The sequence below is a fragment of the Klebsiella sp. CN_Kp106 genome (assembly GCF_040064575.1).
Classification (GTDB): Bacteria; Pseudomonadota; Gammaproteobacteria; order Enterobacterales; family Enterobacteriaceae; genus Klebsiella; species Klebsiella michiganensis.
Map to the genome: position 1 here is coordinate 1 of NZ_JBEAIG010000024.1, position 16,564 is coordinate 16,564.

At 54.4% G+C, this 16,564-nt stretch carries 18 protein-coding genes; 13 read left to right on the forward strand and 5 right to left on the reverse strand.

The features are described 5' to 3' along the window. Positions 1–89: 89 nt before the first annotated feature. The gene (locus ABLU96_RS11240; protein WP_348862508.1) at positions 90–1,058 is read right to left on the reverse strand and encodes a hypothetical protein; all 969 of its coding nucleotides are present in this window, start codon (positions 1,056–1,058) and stop codon (positions 90–92) included. A gap of 141 nt (positions 1,059–1,199) precedes the next feature. On the opposite strand from ABLU96_RS11240, the gene ABLU96_RS11245 reads away from it, so the two are divergent. From ABLU96_RS11245 to ABLU96_RS11270, 6 genes are all read left to right on the forward strand, one after another. Next, entirely contained in the window at positions 1,200–3,629 is a 2,430-nt protein-coding gene (locus tag ABLU96_RS11245) for a DEAD/DEAH box helicase family protein (protein WP_064375706.1), read from the forward strand. 74 nt (positions 3,630–3,703) lie between these two features. Further along, positions 3,704–5,173: a type I restriction-modification system subunit M gene (locus tag ABLU96_RS11250; RefSeq protein WP_064375705.1), complete on the forward strand. Its 1,470-nt coding sequence runs from the start codon at positions 3,704–3,706 to the stop codon at positions 5,171–5,173. Continuing rightward, positions 5,173–6,804: a restriction endonuclease subunit S gene (locus ABLU96_RS11255; protein ID WP_064375704.1), complete on the forward strand. Its 1,632-nt coding sequence runs from the start codon at positions 5,173–5,175 to the stop codon at positions 6,802–6,804. Before ABLU96_RS11250 ends, ABLU96_RS11255 begins: the two co-directional genes overlap by 1 nt. A 214-nt stretch (positions 6,805–7,018) precedes the next feature. Next, positions 7,019–7,354: an endoribonuclease SymE gene (symE, locus tag ABLU96_RS11260; protein ID WP_064375703.1), complete on the forward strand. Its 336-nt coding sequence runs from the start codon at positions 7,019–7,021 to the stop codon at positions 7,352–7,354. A 456-nt stretch (positions 7,355–7,810) separates the two neighbouring features. After that, entirely contained in the window at positions 7,811–8,722 is a 912-nt protein-coding gene (locus ABLU96_RS11265) for an acetamidase/formamidase family protein (RefSeq protein WP_049080536.1), read from the forward strand. Next, a complete protein-coding gene (locus ABLU96_RS11270) occupies positions 8,719–10,062 on the forward strand; it encodes an APC family permease (RefSeq protein WP_049101852.1) in 1,344 nt (447 codons plus the stop codon). The genes ABLU96_RS11265 and ABLU96_RS11270 overlap by 4 nt, the downstream gene beginning before the upstream one ends. A 120-nt stretch (positions 10,063–10,182) precedes the next feature. Here the strand turns inward: ABLU96_RS11270 and ABLU96_RS11275 are convergent, their stop codons facing one another. The 4 genes from ABLU96_RS11275 to ABLU96_RS11290 all read right to left on the reverse strand — a co-directional run bounded on the left by ABLU96_RS11275 (position 10,183) and on the right by ABLU96_RS11290 (position 12,356). Further along, positions 10,183–10,485 carry a BrnA antitoxin family protein gene (locus ABLU96_RS11275; protein WP_014227757.1) on the reverse strand — a complete coding sequence of 101 codons (303 nt, stop codon included), beginning with the start codon at positions 10,483–10,485 and terminating at the stop codon, positions 10,183–10,185. Next, positions 10,472–10,759 carry a BrnT family toxin gene (locus tag ABLU96_RS11280; RefSeq protein ID WP_046878034.1) on the reverse strand — a complete coding sequence of 96 codons (288 nt, stop codon included), beginning with the start codon at positions 10,757–10,759 and terminating at the stop codon, positions 10,472–10,474. Before ABLU96_RS11280 ends, ABLU96_RS11275 begins: the two co-directional genes overlap by 14 nt. Positions 10,760–11,010: 251 nt before the next feature. Next, positions 11,011–11,454, reverse strand: coding sequence for a FosA family fosfomycin resistance glutathione transferase (locus tag ABLU96_RS11285; protein WP_014227755.1), 444 nt, complete (start codon positions 11,452–11,454; stop codon positions 11,011–11,013). Next, a complete protein-coding gene (locus tag ABLU96_RS11290) occupies positions 11,448–12,356 on the reverse strand; it encodes a LysR family transcriptional regulator (RefSeq protein ID WP_064375700.1) in 909 nt (302 codons plus the stop codon). Before ABLU96_RS11290 ends, ABLU96_RS11285 begins: the two co-directional genes overlap by 7 nt. Positions 12,357–12,443: 87 nt before the next feature. Here ABLU96_RS11290 and ABLU96_RS11295 point away from each other — a divergent pair, with 87 nt between their 5' ends. The 7 genes from ABLU96_RS11295 to ABLU96_RS11325 form a co-directional block, all read left to right on the forward strand. Next, positions 12,444–13,226, forward strand: coding sequence for an NAD(P)H-dependent oxidoreductase (locus ABLU96_RS11295; RefSeq protein ID WP_064358753.1), 783 nt, complete (start codon positions 12,444–12,446; stop codon positions 13,224–13,226). 147 nt (positions 13,227–13,373) lie between these two features. Next, a complete protein-coding gene (locus ABLU96_RS11300; RefSeq protein ID WP_004098242.1) occupies positions 13,374–13,958 on the forward strand; it encodes a TetR/AcrR family transcriptional regulator in 585 nt (194 codons plus the stop codon). A 145-nt stretch (positions 13,959–14,103) separates the two neighbouring features. Beyond that, positions 14,104–14,904: a winged helix-turn-helix domain-containing protein gene (locus tag ABLU96_RS11305; RefSeq protein WP_064406613.1), complete on the forward strand. Its 801-nt coding sequence runs from the start codon at positions 14,104–14,106 to the stop codon at positions 14,902–14,904. After that, positions 14,901–15,419 carry a FidL-like protein gene (locus tag ABLU96_RS11310; RefSeq protein ID WP_004098240.1) on the forward strand — a complete coding sequence of 173 codons (519 nt, stop codon included), beginning with the start codon at positions 14,901–14,903 and terminating at the stop codon, positions 15,417–15,419. The genes ABLU96_RS11305 and ABLU96_RS11310 overlap by 4 nt, the downstream gene beginning before the upstream one ends. A gap of 404 nt (positions 15,420–15,823) precedes the next feature. After that, positions 15,824–16,102, forward strand: coding sequence for a BMC domain-containing protein (locus ABLU96_RS11315; RefSeq protein WP_004098239.1), 279 nt, complete (start codon positions 15,824–15,826; stop codon positions 16,100–16,102). Positions 16,103–16,119: 17 nt separating this feature from the next. Beyond that, positions 16,120–16,404 carry a BMC domain-containing protein gene (locus ABLU96_RS11320; protein WP_004098238.1) on the forward strand — a complete coding sequence of 95 codons (285 nt, stop codon included), beginning with the start codon at positions 16,120–16,122 and terminating at the stop codon, positions 16,402–16,404. Positions 16,405–16,419: 15 nt separating this feature from the next. Beyond that, the coding region (locus tag ABLU96_RS11325) for a BMC domain-containing protein (RefSeq protein WP_048996121.1) at positions 16,420–16,564 on the forward strand (145 nt) is incomplete at its 3' end.

Here is a 16,564-nt window from a genome sequence, read left to right on the forward strand (position 1 = left end):
ATCAGAGAGAACTGGCCGGTTCTTTCTGACGGAGTAATCATACAAGCCCGGACAGGTGCGCAAGCACCGCCTCCGGGGAAACGTTTCTATTATTTTAACCACGCGGGAATATTATATTCAGGTAAATACTCGACTGCATAAGAGTCTTTCCTGTTACTGCCTTTTTGGCAAGTAAGCTCATAGAAACCCCATTTATCATTTTTATCTGAATAAAAAACGGTATATTTATTAGTATTAAAGCCAAAGTATTTTTCATTTTTATTCTTCACTTTCAGCTCACCGCATTTTGCTTCATCACGCCATTCATAATTGATGGTTCTGTTTAACACATAATAAGCAGCATCACCAAACAGTTTAGGAACAAGCAGAAACAAAAAAACTGACATAATAAAGGCGCCGGTTAATGTAAATATTCGATACCCTTTCGCTTTATCACCGTAAGTGATAAACAATCCATAACAAATTGGCTGTGATAACCACAAGAAGAACATAAGAAATGCTGTGGCTTTCCAGCAATATTCTAACCATAGAGAGGACGATAGCTCCAGATTACTAATTTGCCAGAAAATACTGGCTGAATAGCTACTGGTAAATGTAAACACACCTGAAAAGACGGTAACCGCCAGACCGATTATTTTAAGAGTTTTTGCTGTATTATTTCTGGCAATATCTAAAACCGTCAAAATACTGCTAATGAGGATGAGGAGCGAAAAGAAAATCGCTAACCAATACGTTATAGTATTTACAAACACATTAGCAGACAACAATAAAAGCAAAAAAATTGACCATGCAGTTAGCGATAGAATACCAGCAAATCGAGTCAGTAAATGGTCGTTGCATGTACGTACAAAGAAGTTAATATATTCTCTAAGCCGAAATTCTTGAGTGCATGCGAAGATTAAAATAGATATAAAAAGAAACGCAACAAGGTAACTTTTCAACGGAAATTTATAGGGAATTAAATAGATGGCGATCGCTCCGTAGATAACCACCGCAGAGTCTAATTTTTTCTGTTTGAAATGTTTAAGAAAGGATTTCCAAATCTTAATAATTTCCATATTAAAACCTTATATGTTGAGTACAGGATTCACGAATTCATCTAAAACAGAGACTTAAGACAAATAATGCACATAGAGTGTAATGATTTCATCTGATTTTGTGTGTAGAATTTGCGCATCGCTATTTGATGAGAATCCCCAATGGCTGACCTGAACCTGAGTACCCTGACGGAAGCAGACATCATCACCAAACGCGTTATGCCCGCCATCCTCGATGCTGGCTGGAACGACACAACGCAAATCCGACAGGAGGTCAAACTCCGGGACGGTAAGGTCATCGTACGCGGCAAAGTCGCGGCACGGAGAACGGTGAAATCCGCCGATATCGTGCTGTATTACAAGCCGGGCATTCCGCTGGCGGTCATTGAAGCCAAAGCCAACAAACACGAAATCGGCAAGGGGATGCAGCAGGGCATCGAGTATGCACACCTGCTGGACGTTCCTTTCGTCTTCGCCACCAACGGCGATGGTTTTATCTTCCGCGATGCCACGGTTGCTGACGGCGAACTAATGGAAAAACCGATTACCCTCGGCGAATTCCCTTCTCCTTCGGAACTGTGGCAAAAATTATGCTTATCAAAAGGCTACACCGCAGCCCAGCTCCCGGTGATTACTCAGGACTACTACGACGACGGCAGCGGCAAAGCGCCGCGCTACTACCAGCTACAGGCCATCAATAAAACGATTGAAGCCGTTTCCGCCGGGCAGAACCGCGTTCTGCTCGTGATGGCAACCGGCACCGGCAAAACCTATACCGCCTTCCAGATCATCTGGCGCTTATGGAAAGCGAAAAGTAAAAAACGAATCCTGTTCCTCGCCGATCGCAACATTCTGGTCGATCAGACCAAAAATAACGACTTCCTGCCCTTTGGCACGGCGATGACCAAGGTCACCGGGCGCACCATCGACCCGGCCTTTGAAATCCACCTCGCGCTGTACCAGGCCATCACCGGCCCGGAAGAAGATCAAAAGGCCTTTAAACAGGTAGCGCCGGATTTCTTTGACCTGATTGTCATCGACGAATGCCATCGCGGCAGCGCTTCAGAGGACAGCGCGTGGCGCGAAATCCTCGACTATTTCAGCGCCGCCACGCAGGTTGGCTTAACCGCCACGCCGAAAGAGACTCATGAAATCTCCAGCACCGATTACTTCGGCGACCCGGTGTATATCTACTCGCTGAAAGAAGGTATCGAAGACGGCTTCCTTGCTCCCTATAAAGTGGTGCGCGTCGACATCGACGTCGATCTCCAGGGCTGGCGCCCGACCAAAGGTCAGACGGATAAAAACGGCGAGCTGATCGACGACCGTATCTACAACCAGAAAGATTTTGACCGCACGATGGTGATCGATGAGCGCACCGAACTGGTAGCGAAAACCATTACCGATTACCTCAAACGCACCAACCCGATGGATAAAACCATCATCTTCTGTAACGACATCGATCACGCGGAGCGGATGCGCCGTGCGCTGGTCAATCTCAACCCGGAACAGGTCAAAAAGAACGACAAGTACGTGATGAAAATCACCGGCGATGACGACATTGGCAAAGCCCAGCTGGATAACTTTATTAATCCCAAAAAAGAGTATCCGGTTATCGCCACCACCTCCGAGCTGATGACCACCGGCGTGGATGCCAAAACCTGCAAACTGGTGGTGCTGGACCAAAACATTCAGTCGATGACCAAATTCAAGCAGATCATCGGCCGCGGCACCCGCATCGATGAACGCTACGGCAAGCTATGGTTCACCATCCTCGACTTCAAAAAGGCTACCGAACTGTTCGCCGACGAACGCTTCGACGGCATCCCGGAAAAGGTGATGGACACCACGCCGCAAGATATCGCCGACCCGGACTCTGATTTTGAAGAGCAGTTCGACGAGCACGAAGAAGAGACTGAAGATGACATCACCGGTGCCGATGAAGATCCCGCGCCGTATACCGTCACCGGTGCAGACGATGTCGGCCCGCTGCCGGAAGACGATGAAAACAAAGTGCGCAAGTTTCACGTCAACGGTGTCGCCGTCGGCGTAATTGCCCAGCGCGTGCAGTATTACGATGCTGATGGCAAGCTGGTCACCGAATCCTTCAAAGATTACACCCGCAAAACGCTGCTCAAAGAGTACGCCTCGCTGGATGATTTCACCCGCAAATGGCAGGGCGCCGAGCGCAAACAGGCCATCATCAAGGAGCTGGAACAGCAGGGGATTATCTGGGAAGTGCTGGCGGAAGAGGTCGGTAAAGAGCTCGACCCGTTCGACATGCTGTGCCACGTGGTGTATGGTCAGCCGCCTTTAACCCGCAAAGAGCGGGCGGAGAACGTGCGCAAGCGCAACTACTTCACCAAATACTCCGACGCCGCGCAGGCGGTGCTGAATACGTTGCTGGATAAATACGCCGACGCGGGCGTGCAGGAAATAGAGAGTATTCAGGTGCTGAAGCTCAAGCCGTTCGACAGCATGGGTACGCTGCCGGAGATCATTAAAAGCGGATTCGGCGACCGCAATGGGTATAATCAGGCCATCAGCGAGCTGGAGAGCGAAATCTACCACTTACCGCCCCGCTCCGCGTAACCACTCCCCTTTTGCGCCTTCTGCTGCCACCGCGTAGCAGAAGGCCTTATTGTTAATGAAACATGGAACACATCATGTCAATCAGCTCGGTTATCAAATCCTTACAGGACATTATGCGCAAAGACGCCGGCGTGGACGGCGATGCGCAGCGCCTCGGCCAGCTCTCCTGGCTGCTGTTTCTGAAAATCTTCGACGCCCAGGAAGAGGCGCTGGAACTGGAGCAGGATAACTATCAATATCCAATCCCGCAGCGCTACCTGTGGCGCACCTGGGCGGCGAACGCCGAGGGCATTACCGGCGACGCCCTGCTGGAATTCGTCAACGATGACCTGTTCCCGGCGCTGAAAAACCTCACTGCCCCCATCGATAAAAATCCGCGCGGCTTTGTGGTCAGACAGGCGTTCAGCGATGCCTACAACTACATGAAAAACGGCACCCTGCTGCGTCAGGTAATCAACAAGCTGAACGAAATCGACTTCACCAGCGCCAGCGAGCGCCACCTGTTTGGCGATATTTACGAACAGATCCTCAAAGATCTGCAATCGGCGGGCAACGCCGGTGAATTCTATACCCCGCGCGCCGTCACGCGCTTTATGGTCGATCGCGTCGATCCGAAGCTCGGCGAGTCGATTATGGACCCGGCCTGCGGCACCGGCGGTTTCCTCGCCTGCGCGTTCGATCATGTAAAAAACAACTACGTGCAGAGCGTGGCCGATCACCAGACGCTGCAACAGCAGATCCACGGCGTGGAGAAAAAACAGCTCCCGCACCTGCTGGCGACCACCAATATGCTGCTGCACGGCATTGAAGTGCCGGTGCAAATTCGTCACGACAACACCCTCAACAAGCCGCTGTCGTCGTGGGATGAACAGTTGGATGTGATTGTCACCAACCCGCCTTTCGGCGGCACCGAAGAAGACGGCATCGAGAAGAACTTCCCGGCAGAGATGCAGACCCGCGAAACAGCGGATCTGTTCCTGCAACTGATCGTTGAAGTGCTGGCGAAAAACGGCCGCGCGGCGGTTGTGCTGCCGGACGGTACGCTGTTTGGCGAAGGCGTGAAAACCAAAATTAAAAAGCTGCTCACCGAGGAGTGCAACCTGCACACCATCGTGCGTCTGCCGAACGGCGTGTTTAACCCGTACACCGGGATCAAAACCAACCTGCTGTTCTTTACCAAAGGCCAGCCGACCAAAGATATCTGGTTCTACGAGCACCCGTACCCGGCGGGCGTGAAGAACTACAGCAAAACCAAGCCGATGAAGTTTGAGGAGTTCCAGGCCGAGATCGACTGGTGGGGCAACGAGGCCGACGGCTTCGCCAGCCGCGTCGAGAACGAGCAGGCGTGGAAGGTCAGCATCGACGAGGTGATTGCCCGCAACTTTAACCTCGATATCAAAAACCCGCACCAGGCGGAAACCGTCAGCCACGATCCGGACGAACTGCTGGCGCAGTACGCGAAGCAGCAGGAAGCAATCCAGACCCTGCGCCACCAGCTGCGCGATATCCTCGGCGCGGCGCTCTCCGGTAAGGAGGCCAACTGATGGCGGTGGAAAAACTGATTGTCGACCATATCGATACCTGGACCACGGCGCTGCAAACCCGCTCCACAGCGGGGCGCGGCAGCTCGGGCAAGATTGACCTGTACGGCATTAAGAAGCTGCGCGAGCTGATTCTGGGGCTGGCGGTGCGCGGCAAGTTGGTACCGCAGGATCCGAACGACGAACCGGCGTCTGAATTGCTCAAACGTATTGCGGCGGAAAAGGCCGAGCTGGTGAAGCTGGGGAAAATTAAAAAGCCCAAGCCGCTGCCGGAGATTAGCGAGGAGGAGAAACCGTTTGAGCTGCCGGAGGGGTGGGAGTGGGTAACACTGGCGACCATAGGTGAAATAGTCGGTGGAGGTACGCCAAAGTCAGATAATCCACAATACTGGGCCAAAAATGGTATTAAGTGGCTTACTCCGGCAGACCTATATGGGCTCAAAGGGAAGTACATTTCGTCTGGAGCCCGTGATATTTCACCCACAGGACTGTCAAACTCATCAGCTAGGTTAATGCCAAAAGGGAGTGTACTTTTCTCTAGCCGAGCACCAATTGGATATGTCGCGATAGCCGATGCAGAACTATCAACAAACCAGGGTTTTAAATCTTGTGTTCCATATATCAAAGATAGTGCAGAATATATATATTACTTCCTAATGGCATCAGCAAAAAAAATAGATGCAGAGGCAAGTGGTACTACATTTAAAGAAGTATCAGGGGCAATTGTATCGAAAATATTATTTCCTTTACCGCCATTAAGTGAACAACTAAAAATCGTCTCAAGGGCAAATGAACTTATGTCCCTCTGCGACCAACTGGAACAGCACACCCTGACCAGTCTGGACGCCCATCAACAGCTGGTTGAAACCCTGTTAACCACGCTAACCGACAGCCAGAACGCCGATGAACTGGCCGAAAACTGGGCGCGTATCAGCGATCATTTCGATACGCTGTTCACCACCGAAGCCAGCATTGACGCCTTAAAACAGACCATTCTGCAACTGGCGGTGATGGGTAAACTGGTTCAAAGCAGTGATGTTGTCGAGTATAAAAAGCTAAAAACGTTTCTTTCTTTTGGCCCAAGAAATGGGTTTTCTCCTGTAGAATCAAAAAATAATACTCGGATCAAAGTCTTAAAGCTTGGTGCAACTTCTTATGGAGAACTAAATATACAAGAATCCAAGTTTGTAGATATTGACATCGATAATAACAGTCATCTGTATATTAATGAGGGTGACATTTTAATTCAAAGGGGAAACTCTGCAAATTTTGTTGGCTGTAATGTTTTGGTAAAAGAAAATCACAAAAATATCATTTATCCAGATCTAATGATGAAAATAAGAACAAATGAAGATCTCTTACCCGAATATGCTTCTATTTGGCTATCATCACCTTTAGCCAGGGGATTTATGTGGGACAGAATGACTGGAACATCGGGAACAATGCCTAAAATCAGCAAGAAAGTAGTCGAAGAAATTCCGATTATAGTTCCATCTATTGCTACCCAGCAAAAATGCATAGCATTCGTGAATCTGGCTATCAAGATTTGCTCTGATCTTAAAATTCGTCTGCAAACTAGCCAACAAACTCAGCTCCACCTGGCCGACGCCCTCACCGACGCCGCCATCAATTAACCCGCCCCCATAAACCAATAAAGCGGCTAAATAGCCGCTTTATTCCCATCACCAGAAATAATCCATCCCTTTATCCCCGCCGTTATTTTCATTCATTTTCAGCTGGACTTTCCGTCTATTCCCTGATGATATACACAGGTATTTTCGCAAGACGCCCGTGCTGGAACACGAGCGCCTCGCTAATCACAATCCCTATTAACAAGGAATAGAGACCATGACTACCCCGCATTCTATTGCAGAATTCACCGATCCAGAAGTCTCCCCGGAAAATAACCGTAAAGGCACCGTCAGTTACGCGAGCCGCTTTGAAGATCGCCAGCGTATCCCGGCGATTATCATGAAAGGCCAGTGGCTGGAAGCTGCCGGTTTTACCACCGGCACCAAAATCGATATCAAAGTAATGGAAGGCTGTATCGTGATTACCGCGAAGCAGCCGGAGCCGGAACTGGTGGAATCGCTGCGCCAGCTGCATAAGCTATCGGCGCGCAAGCAGAAGCAGGTGCAGGCGTTAATCGGCGCGATCGCCGGGCAGAAACGTAAGCTGGCCTAAGCTAAATTCCCCGGCGGCGCTGCGCTGACCGGGGCTACGGGATACCGGCCGTCTGCAGGCCGGTAGCCCGGACAAGGCGCGTCAAGCGCCGCCTCCGGGATTTCTCTTCTCACGGCACCTAAAACCACATAATGCGCTCATATCATCGCATATATAAATAATCCTACTGCCGTACTCAGCAGCGTAATATGCTGGATAATAACCCCGGAGCAGTAAACAATTAGCAAATGACCACTAAAGCCAAAATAACAAAAAGTTTTTTGCTAAATAACCAGCATATAAGAAAACCCCACCAATATATCTAACCGCATGATTCACCAGCAAATATATATCATTTATTTTTGAAAAAACTGACCTGATTGCCTTCCTGTAATAATCCCGATAAATTCACTCATTCCCCCTCTGCGGGGAAACTCTAAATATAAAAAACACAACAATATAACCGGGATGAATGTCATGAAAATAACCAAAGATCGGGTGGTTTACGCCATGTCGCGGGATAACGCTCCTGTCGCTACCGTCAGCAGCGGCAGTGAAGTGCTGTTCGAAACCTGCGACTGCTTCTCCGACCAAATCACCTCCGCCGATGCCGTGTTCAACGAACTGGACTGGCAGCGTATTAACCCGGCGACCGGGCCGGTCTACGTCGAGGGTGCCGAGCCGGGCGATGCGCTCAAGGTCACCATCAAGCGCATTACCCTGACGAGCAATCAGGCAGTGATGGTCACCGCGCCGCAGCTCGGAGTGATTGGCGACGAGCTTGATGCCCCGAAGGTCACTATCGTGCCCATTGAAAACGACCATGCCATACTGCCCGGCAACGTGCGCGTCCCGCTCAACCCGATGGTCGGCGTGATCGGCGTCGCGCCTGCCGGGGAAGCCATCTCCTGCGGCACGCCGGATAGCCACGGCGGCAATATGGACTGCAAAATGATCACCGCCGGCAGCACCCTGTGGCTGCCGGTCAACGTTCCCGGCGCGCTGTTCGGGCTGGGCGATTTACACGCCGCGATGGGCGATGGCGAAGTCTCGGTCTGCGGTCTGGAAATCCCTGGCGAAGTGCTGGTCGAACTGACGGTGGTTAAAAACCGCCGCCTGCCGCTGCCGATGCTCGAAAACAGCGAGACCCTGTTTACCCTAGCCTCGGCGCTGACCCTCGATGATGCCGCCGCCCTGGCTACCCGCAATATGGCGCACTTTATCGCCGACAATACCTCCCTGACGCTGGCTGAAGCGATCAGTATTCTGAGCATCGCCGGCGACCTGCAAATCTGTCAGGTGGTCGACCCGCTGAAAACCTGCCGCTACGCGTTACCCAAATCGGTGGCGAAGCAGCTCTCCCTGAGCATCGAAGGGGAGCAGGCATGAGCGTTGAACAATTTGGCTATAAGCAGGAGCTGCATCGGGCGCTGACGTTCCGCGATCTGCTGGTCTACGGGATGATATTTATGGTGCCCATCGCGCCGTTTGGCGTCTTTGGCTACGTCTGGGACGGCGCGCAGGGCATGGTGGCGCTGGCCTATCTCATCGGCATGGTGGCGATGTTCTTTACCGCCATGAGCTACTGGTCGATGTCGCGCGCGTTTCCGGTCTCCGGCTCGGTATACGCCTATGCCCAGCGCGGGATTCATCCCATTGTCGGCTTTTTTGCCGGCTGGCTGATCCTGCTGGACTATATTCTGGTGCCGTCGCTGCTCTATATCGTCAGCGCGGCGGCGCTGGCGCCCATGCTGCCGGGCGTGCCGGGCTGGCTGTGGATTGTCGGCTTTATCGCGATTAACAGCCTGATTAACCTGCGCGGCATTACCTTTACCGCACGCGCCAATAATACGATTCTGATCGCGGAGATCGTGGTGCTGTCAGTGTTCGTCGTGCTGGGGCTGATTGCGCTCTACTCCGGCGCCGGGGCGGGCCATCTGACCCTCGACCCGCTCTACAACGCCGATAAGTTCAGCCTGCCGCTGGTGATGGGCGCGGTCTCCATCGCCGTGCTCTCGTTCCTCGGCTTCGACGGGATCTCCACGCTGTCCGAGGAAACGAAAGGCGGCGTGGATACCGTGGGTAAGGCATCGCTGGGCGCGCTGATGCTGGTCGGTTCGCTGTTTATCCTGCAAACGTGGATTGCCGCCGACCTGGCGCAGGGCATGACGTTCAGCAGCCTCGATACCGCCTTCTACGATACCGCGAATCTGGCGGGCGGCGGCTGGCTGAAGTACGTCACCATGTGGTCGACGGTGATCTCCTGGGGGATTGCTAACGCCCTGGTGGCGCAGGCCGCCGTGTCGCGTATTCTGTTTGCGATGGCGCGCGATAAGCAGCTGCCGCAGCTGCTGGCGAAAGTGCACCCGCGGCTGAAAACGCCTTACGTCAGCACCCTGTTTGTGGCGCTGATTTCGCTGGCTTCCGGCCTCTGGTTCTACGGCGATATCGATAACCTCAGCCGTCTGGTGAACTTCGGGGCGCTGATGGGCTTCCTGGTGTTGCATATTGCGGTCATCAACCACTATCTGATCCGCAATAAGTCACGCAATCTGGTGATGCACCTGCTGTTCCCGGTGATTGGCCTGTGTATTATCGGCTTTGTTATTTATGAGATGGACGCGCAGGCGAAGGTGCTGGGGCTAAGCTGGCTGGCAGTTGGCGTGGTCTATTACCTGCTGATGCGCCTGGTGCTCAAGCGCAATGTGGAACTGAAGCTGGAAGGCTAACGCGATTTATCTCCCCGGCTCGCGCTACGCTTAGCCGGGCTACGGGTTCCCCATCGTCTGCGAGCCCGTAGCCCGGACAAGGCGCGTCAAGCGCCGCCTCCGGGGTAATCATGAGGCAGGCTATTTCTTGTTAAGATCGCGAATCATCGCTTCTCTTAAGATCGCATTCAGTCGCGTTTGATAACCTTTCCCGGGACGTTTAAGCCACTCCATAATATCGGCATCAATACGGACAGAAGCCTGAGTTTTTAGCGGTCGGTAAAATTTACCGCGTACGGCATCTGACCACTGTGCGTCGTCTGTGGCGGGAATATCGCTATAATCGATTTCATCATCCGTTTTGTTGGCCAGCGCTTTAAGCTCATCGTCTCGCTTAGCCGTAAGCGTATCCGGATTGTCACGTTTATGTTTAACCATGTTCATAACGATTTCTCTCTTTGCTGTCCGCCTTCCGGGCGCTGATAATACGAATGACCTCTGTTCCACTTTCAAAACGGACCGAATGCGCAACCATGATAACAATGATCCCATGAACGAGGCCGATAGTTTGCCAGCGATATTCACCATTCTCATAACGATCCTGTCGGGAAAGATGCCGGGGATCGTCAAAGACGAGCACCGCTTCTTCAAACCGGATTCCATGTTTTCTTAGATTACTTATTGCCTTGTTCGCATCCCATTCAAACTCCATTGGCATCATATTCATCCTGATTGTATATACAAAAAAGTATAGACAATTATCCAGGGATAATACTCTCAACGTTGGAAAAAACTTCACATTTTTAAAGCAGGAATTGTAAAAGATGTTCCCGGCTCGCGCTGCGTTTAGCCGGGCTACCCGAGCGCACGGGCCGGTAGCCCGGACAAGGCGCGTCAAGCGCCGCCTCCGGGGAAACAACGCGCAATACAGCCTCCACTTTTCCCCGGCTCGCGCTGCGCTTAGCCGGGCTACGGGTTCCCGGCCGCCTGTTCGTCCTCGCCAAAAAACACCATACCTTTATAGGGCTTCGCCCGGCACGCCGCCAGGCGCTGGGCGAGATTGCCAACGTGCAGCTCCAGCTTGTGGCCGTCCGGGTCGAGGAAATAGTGCGACGCGCCTTCGCTTTTATTGGTTTTCCAAACAGGAACGCCAGCCGCATTCAGCCGTCCGGCAAAAAGCGCGAAATCCGCCTCCGCAATGCTGAACGCGTAGTGGGTGTAGTCGCTCTCCTCCGGCGAAATAACGCGCCGCTGCGGGTCCAGCGACAGGCACAGCCAGAGGTCGCCGCAGGAGAAATACGCGCCGTTATCCCAGCGGGCGCGCAGCGTCATCCCCGGAAGCTGCTGATAAAACGCCACGCTCGGCGCCAGCTGGCTGACCGCCAGGGTCAGATGGTTTAATCCGCTTAACATGGCTTTTCCTCTAATGACGTTACGATTTGCTGGCGCAGCCACCGGTGCGCCGGATCGCGGTGCCAGCGCTCGTGCCACAGCATCAGCATCTCAAACCCGGCGACCGCCAGCGGCGGTTCGACCACCGTCAGCCCCTCTGCTCCGCGCACCAGCCGCTCCGGCAGCACCGCCACCAGCTCGCTATTGCGCAGCGTCTCCAGCATAAAGAGGAAATGTGGCACGGAAAGGACAACCCGCCGCGCCAGCCCGAGATTCGCCAGCGCGCTATCGGTCGCGGCGCTGAATCCTCCGCCGTCCGGCGAGACAATCACCTGCTCCAGCTGGCAGAACTGCGCCAGGCTTAATGGCGACCGCAGCGCCGGATGCCCGGCCCTGCCCGCCAGCACGTAGCGTTCGCGGAACAGCAAACGCTGATGCAGCCCGGGCGGCGCGCCGTCTCGCGTGTGAAAAAACAGATCCACTTCGTCGCGATCCGCCTGCTGTACCAGCCGCGCGGGCTGTAGCTCAAACAGCGCCAGGCGGCTGGCCGGAGAGGAGATGCGCAGGGTATTGAGCACCGGCAGCAAAATCGCCGACGCCATATAGTCCGTCGCCGCCACCCGCCAGGTCTGCGCCGCCGTGGCCGGGTCGAAAGGCTGAACCGGCGCTACCGCTAGCTCCAGCGCCAGCAGCGCATCGCGCAGCGGCCCGCGCAGTTCATCGGCGCGGGCGGTGGGCTGCATTCCGCGCGGCCCCGGCAGCAGCAGCGGGTCGGCGAAAATCTCGCGCAGTCGCGCCAGCTGCACGCTGACCGAAGGCTGCGACAGGTTGAGGCGCTGCGCCGCGCGGGTGACGTTATTTTCGCTGAGCAGAACGTTCAGCGTGCGCAGCAAATTGAGATCCAGCCCCTGGAGATTAATCATCACTATACCTGTCATTGAAGCAATTCATTTCTACTATAGCGTCGCCGACTCTACTCTGCAGCTCTCCATTGCTCAGAGGTGATTTCAATGAAAATACTACTGGTTTACGCCCATCCTGAACCGCATTCGCTTAACGGCGCGCTGAAAGATTTTACCGTGCAGCATCTGCAAAACGCCGGTCATGACGTGCAGGTGTCCGATCTCTACGCCATGCGCTGGAAGGCGGGATTTGATGCCGACGACAGCAGCGCCCCGCCGGTCGGTGCAAGCTGGCGGGCTACGCGGGATTCGCAGTACGCCTTCGCTAACGGCACGCAAAGCGCGGATATCGTGGGCGAACAGGAGAAGCTGCTGTGGGCCGATACGGTGATTTTTCAGTTCCCGCTGTGGTGGTTTTCGCTGCCCGCCATCATGAAGGGCTGGATTGATCGGGTCTACGCTTACGGCTTTGCCTACGGCGTCGGCGAGCACAGCGAAACCCACTGGGGCGATCGCTACGGCGAAGGCACGTTCGCGGGGAAACGGGCGATGCTGGTCGTTACCGCCGGCGGATGGGCGGAACACTACGCGCCGCGCGGAATTAACGGGTCTATCGACGACATCCTGTTCCCCATTCAGCACGGGATGCTGTTCTATCCCGGCTTTGATGTGCTGCCGCCGGTGGTGTTCTACCGCACCGACAAACTCGATGAACAGCGCTTCGCCGCGCTGCGCGAGGCGCTGGCCCGGCGGCTGGATACCCTCTCCGAAACGCCGCCCATTCCCTTCCGTCGGCAGAATCACGGCGACTATCTGATCCCCTCTCTGAACCTGCGTCCGGAGCTGGCGCCGGGCGAAAACGGCCTCGCTATCCACGTGAAGCCTGTGTGAATCTCGGTGGGTGATATTCGCGGCGCGGCGAATATCGCCACAATTCATAAGGTGAACTGTGAGCCTCCACGCAATAACGTCATCCCGCCCCGCTGCGCCCCTTCGCATATTGATAGCGATCAAGAATAATCATACCGTCTGGTCGGTATGATTCGGGCCATGAATATGGAAGCCCAACATCGTAAAAAAGATCCCGTCCGCCTGCATAAGCAACTGCTGGAATCCGCCGCCACCATCGCCGGCCGGGACGGTATCGCCTCGCTGTCGCTGAACGCCGTCGCGCGCGAAGCGGGCGTCAGCAAAGGCGGTTTACTGCACCATTTCCCCAACAAGCAGGCGCTGATTTTCGCCCTCTTTGCCCGCCTGCTGGCGATTATGGAAGAGGCGATTGCAGAACTTATGGCCGCGGATAACGTCTCTTATGGCCGCTTTACCCGCGCCTATCTGCGCTATCTGTCGGCGCCGGAACTCACGGATACCCAGGAGAGCCGCCAGCTAATGGTGCTGTCGCTGGCCATGCCGGATGAACCGGTGCTGCGAAAATGCTGGCGCGACTGGATGCTGGACCATCTGGCGAAAGGCGATGAACTGGACAATAGCCATACCGGCACGCTGGTGCGCTATGCGGCGGACGGCATCTGGCTATCGGAATTAACCGAGGGGCGCACCATGAGCCCCGGGCACCGGCAGTCGCTGGTCAGCGATCTGACGAAGATGACGCTTCCTGCGTGAAGCATATATACACTAAATAATTCGCGTTGCAGGAAGGCGGCAAGGGAGCGAATCCCTGGGAGCATAGATAACTATGTGACCAAGGTGAGCGAACGCAGCCAACGCACCAGCAACGTGAAGTATGACGTGATAGATTGAGGCCACGATGCGCTATAACATCCATGGCCGTCTTATTTATGATGCAATGGACGGCACGCTAACGTTACCGGGAAGCGATGAGGCGGACAGCCAGCTGTCCATCACCGCCAACGCGCTGCTGTGGTTCTTCCTGCGCCACACCGAGGTGGTCAGCCGCGATGAGGTGCTTAAAAAAGTCTGGGATGACAACGGGTTAACCTCATCCAACAGCAATCTCAATCAGTACCTGAGCATGCTGCGCAAAACCTTTCGCCACTACGATATCGACAACATTATCGTCACCGTGTCGCGCGGACTGCTGCAGCTCAATCCGGATCTCACCATCGAGAGGCTCGACGCCAGCCCGGAGCCGGAGCCGCCGCCCGCGGCAGAAGCCGAGCCAGACCCGGCCGCGGTCCCGGAAGAACAAAAGACCGTTTCCAGCCGCCACGAACGCGGTACCTGCTGGTATCTCGCCGGCGGCTGCCTGCTCACCATCGCCCTGCTGCTGGTGGTCTGCAGTTTTCTCGGCGGCAGCACATCGCACCCCATCACCCTGACGCAAATGCGCCACAGCCAGTGCGAGCTGCTGGCCAGCGATGAGATGCTGCGCTCCGTTGCCGGAACCGCCTACGGCAAGAATTTTGATGCCGTGCGCCAGCGCCTGAAGCTGGAATGCAAGCCCGGCGAACGCTTCGTCTTCTTCTATGGCGACCGGCTGGAAACCAACGGCCTGGGCCGGGTATTCCTCGCCCACTGCGCGATGCATGAAGATAACCCGTTCAGCTACTGCGATAACTATTTTTACTATTCATGGAAACCGCAATGAGACTCGCCCCGCGCCCCTTTTTCGCCCTCTCCAGCCTGGTGTTTATTGCCGCCGCCGGGTTCTGCGCCTGGAAGCTGCTGCCGGTCGAAAACGGCGGGGTGATGAGCTGCTCGACCAAAGCGATTATGCGCTTTGAGAACATGGAGAAAGAGAACGTCAACGGCAATATCCATTTCAACTTTGCCGCCAACGGCAAAGGGTCGATGGTCGTCGAGGGCTACACCGATTCCGCCGCCGGCTGGCTTTATCTCCAGCGCTACGTCAAATTTAGCTACACCAGCAAACGCATCTCCACCACCGAGCGCCACTATCGCATCAGCAAGTGGGAATCCAGCGCCTCGTCCATCGATGAGTCGCCGGACGTGATTTTCGACTACTTTATGCGCGAGATGTCCGACAGCCACGATGGCCTGTTTCTCAACGCGCAGAAGCTCAATGAGAAAGCCATTCTTCTCAGTTCTATCAACTCCCCGCTCTACGTCTGCACGCTGAAGTCCGGCAGCAAGCTTGACTAAGCTCACACCCGCTTTTCCTTCCTCGCTTTCCCGTTAGTAAAACCGCACGTTTTGCATTTAGCCTGCCGAAGAAAACGCGATCCTCTCCACACTTCATATATCGTCAAATTACCCCCGATCTGCAATAAATTAGCAACTTATTAACATCAATCCGCCTCCGGCTAAATGGTGAAAAAAGCGCCACAATCGTCACTCAATCCGCCCCGCCATCGCAGCACAAATGCATAAATAAGCGCCTTAATCAACCTAAATCACAGAGCAAAAGACTAAAAATACCACGCCAGCAGATTTAAATTTCACTTCACTCGCCATTCCCTATAGTGAACCCCGAACGCCGCATCCGCGTCCTGACGCCGTTACGCGGTCGGTTTTCCGAATCACAAAACTGTTCTGGAGGAGAAACCATGGGTGATGCATTAGGGCTTATCGAAACCAAAGGTCTGGTGGCCTGCATTGAAGCCGCGGATGCGATGTGTAAAGCCGCCAACGTCGAGCTGATTAGCTATGAAAACATCGGCTCGGGGCTGGTGACCGTGATGGTGAAGGGCGACGTCGGCGCAGTAAAAGCGGCGGTGGATTCCGGCGTCGAATCCGCGCAGCGCATCGGTGAAGTAGTGACCTCGCTGGTTATCGCTCGTCCGCATAACGACATCAACAAAATCGTCATTAAACACAAGGCCTGATGGCCAGGAGAACGCAAATGGGTGATGCATTAGGTCTGATTGAAACCAAAGGGCTGGTGGCCTGTATCGAAGCGGCGGATGCGATGTGTAAAGCCGCCAACGTGGAACTGATTGGCTATGAAAACGTCGGCTCCGGCCTCGTCACCGCGATGGTGAAAGGCGACGTCGGCGCGGTGAAAGCGGCGGTGGATTCCGGCGTCGAATCCGCGCAGCGCATCGGTGAAGTGGTGACTTCGCTGGTTATCGCCCGCCCGCATAACGACATCAACAAAATCGTCTCGCATTACAAAATCATGGATTAACCGGAGAAAAACCTGATGAAAGAAGCGCTAGGGCTTATCGAAACCAAAGGGCTGGTGGCCTGTATTGAAGCGGCGGATGCGATGTGTAAAGCCGCCAACGTGGAGCTGATTGGCTATGAAAACGTCGGCTCCGGCCTCGTCACCGCGATGGTGAAAGGCG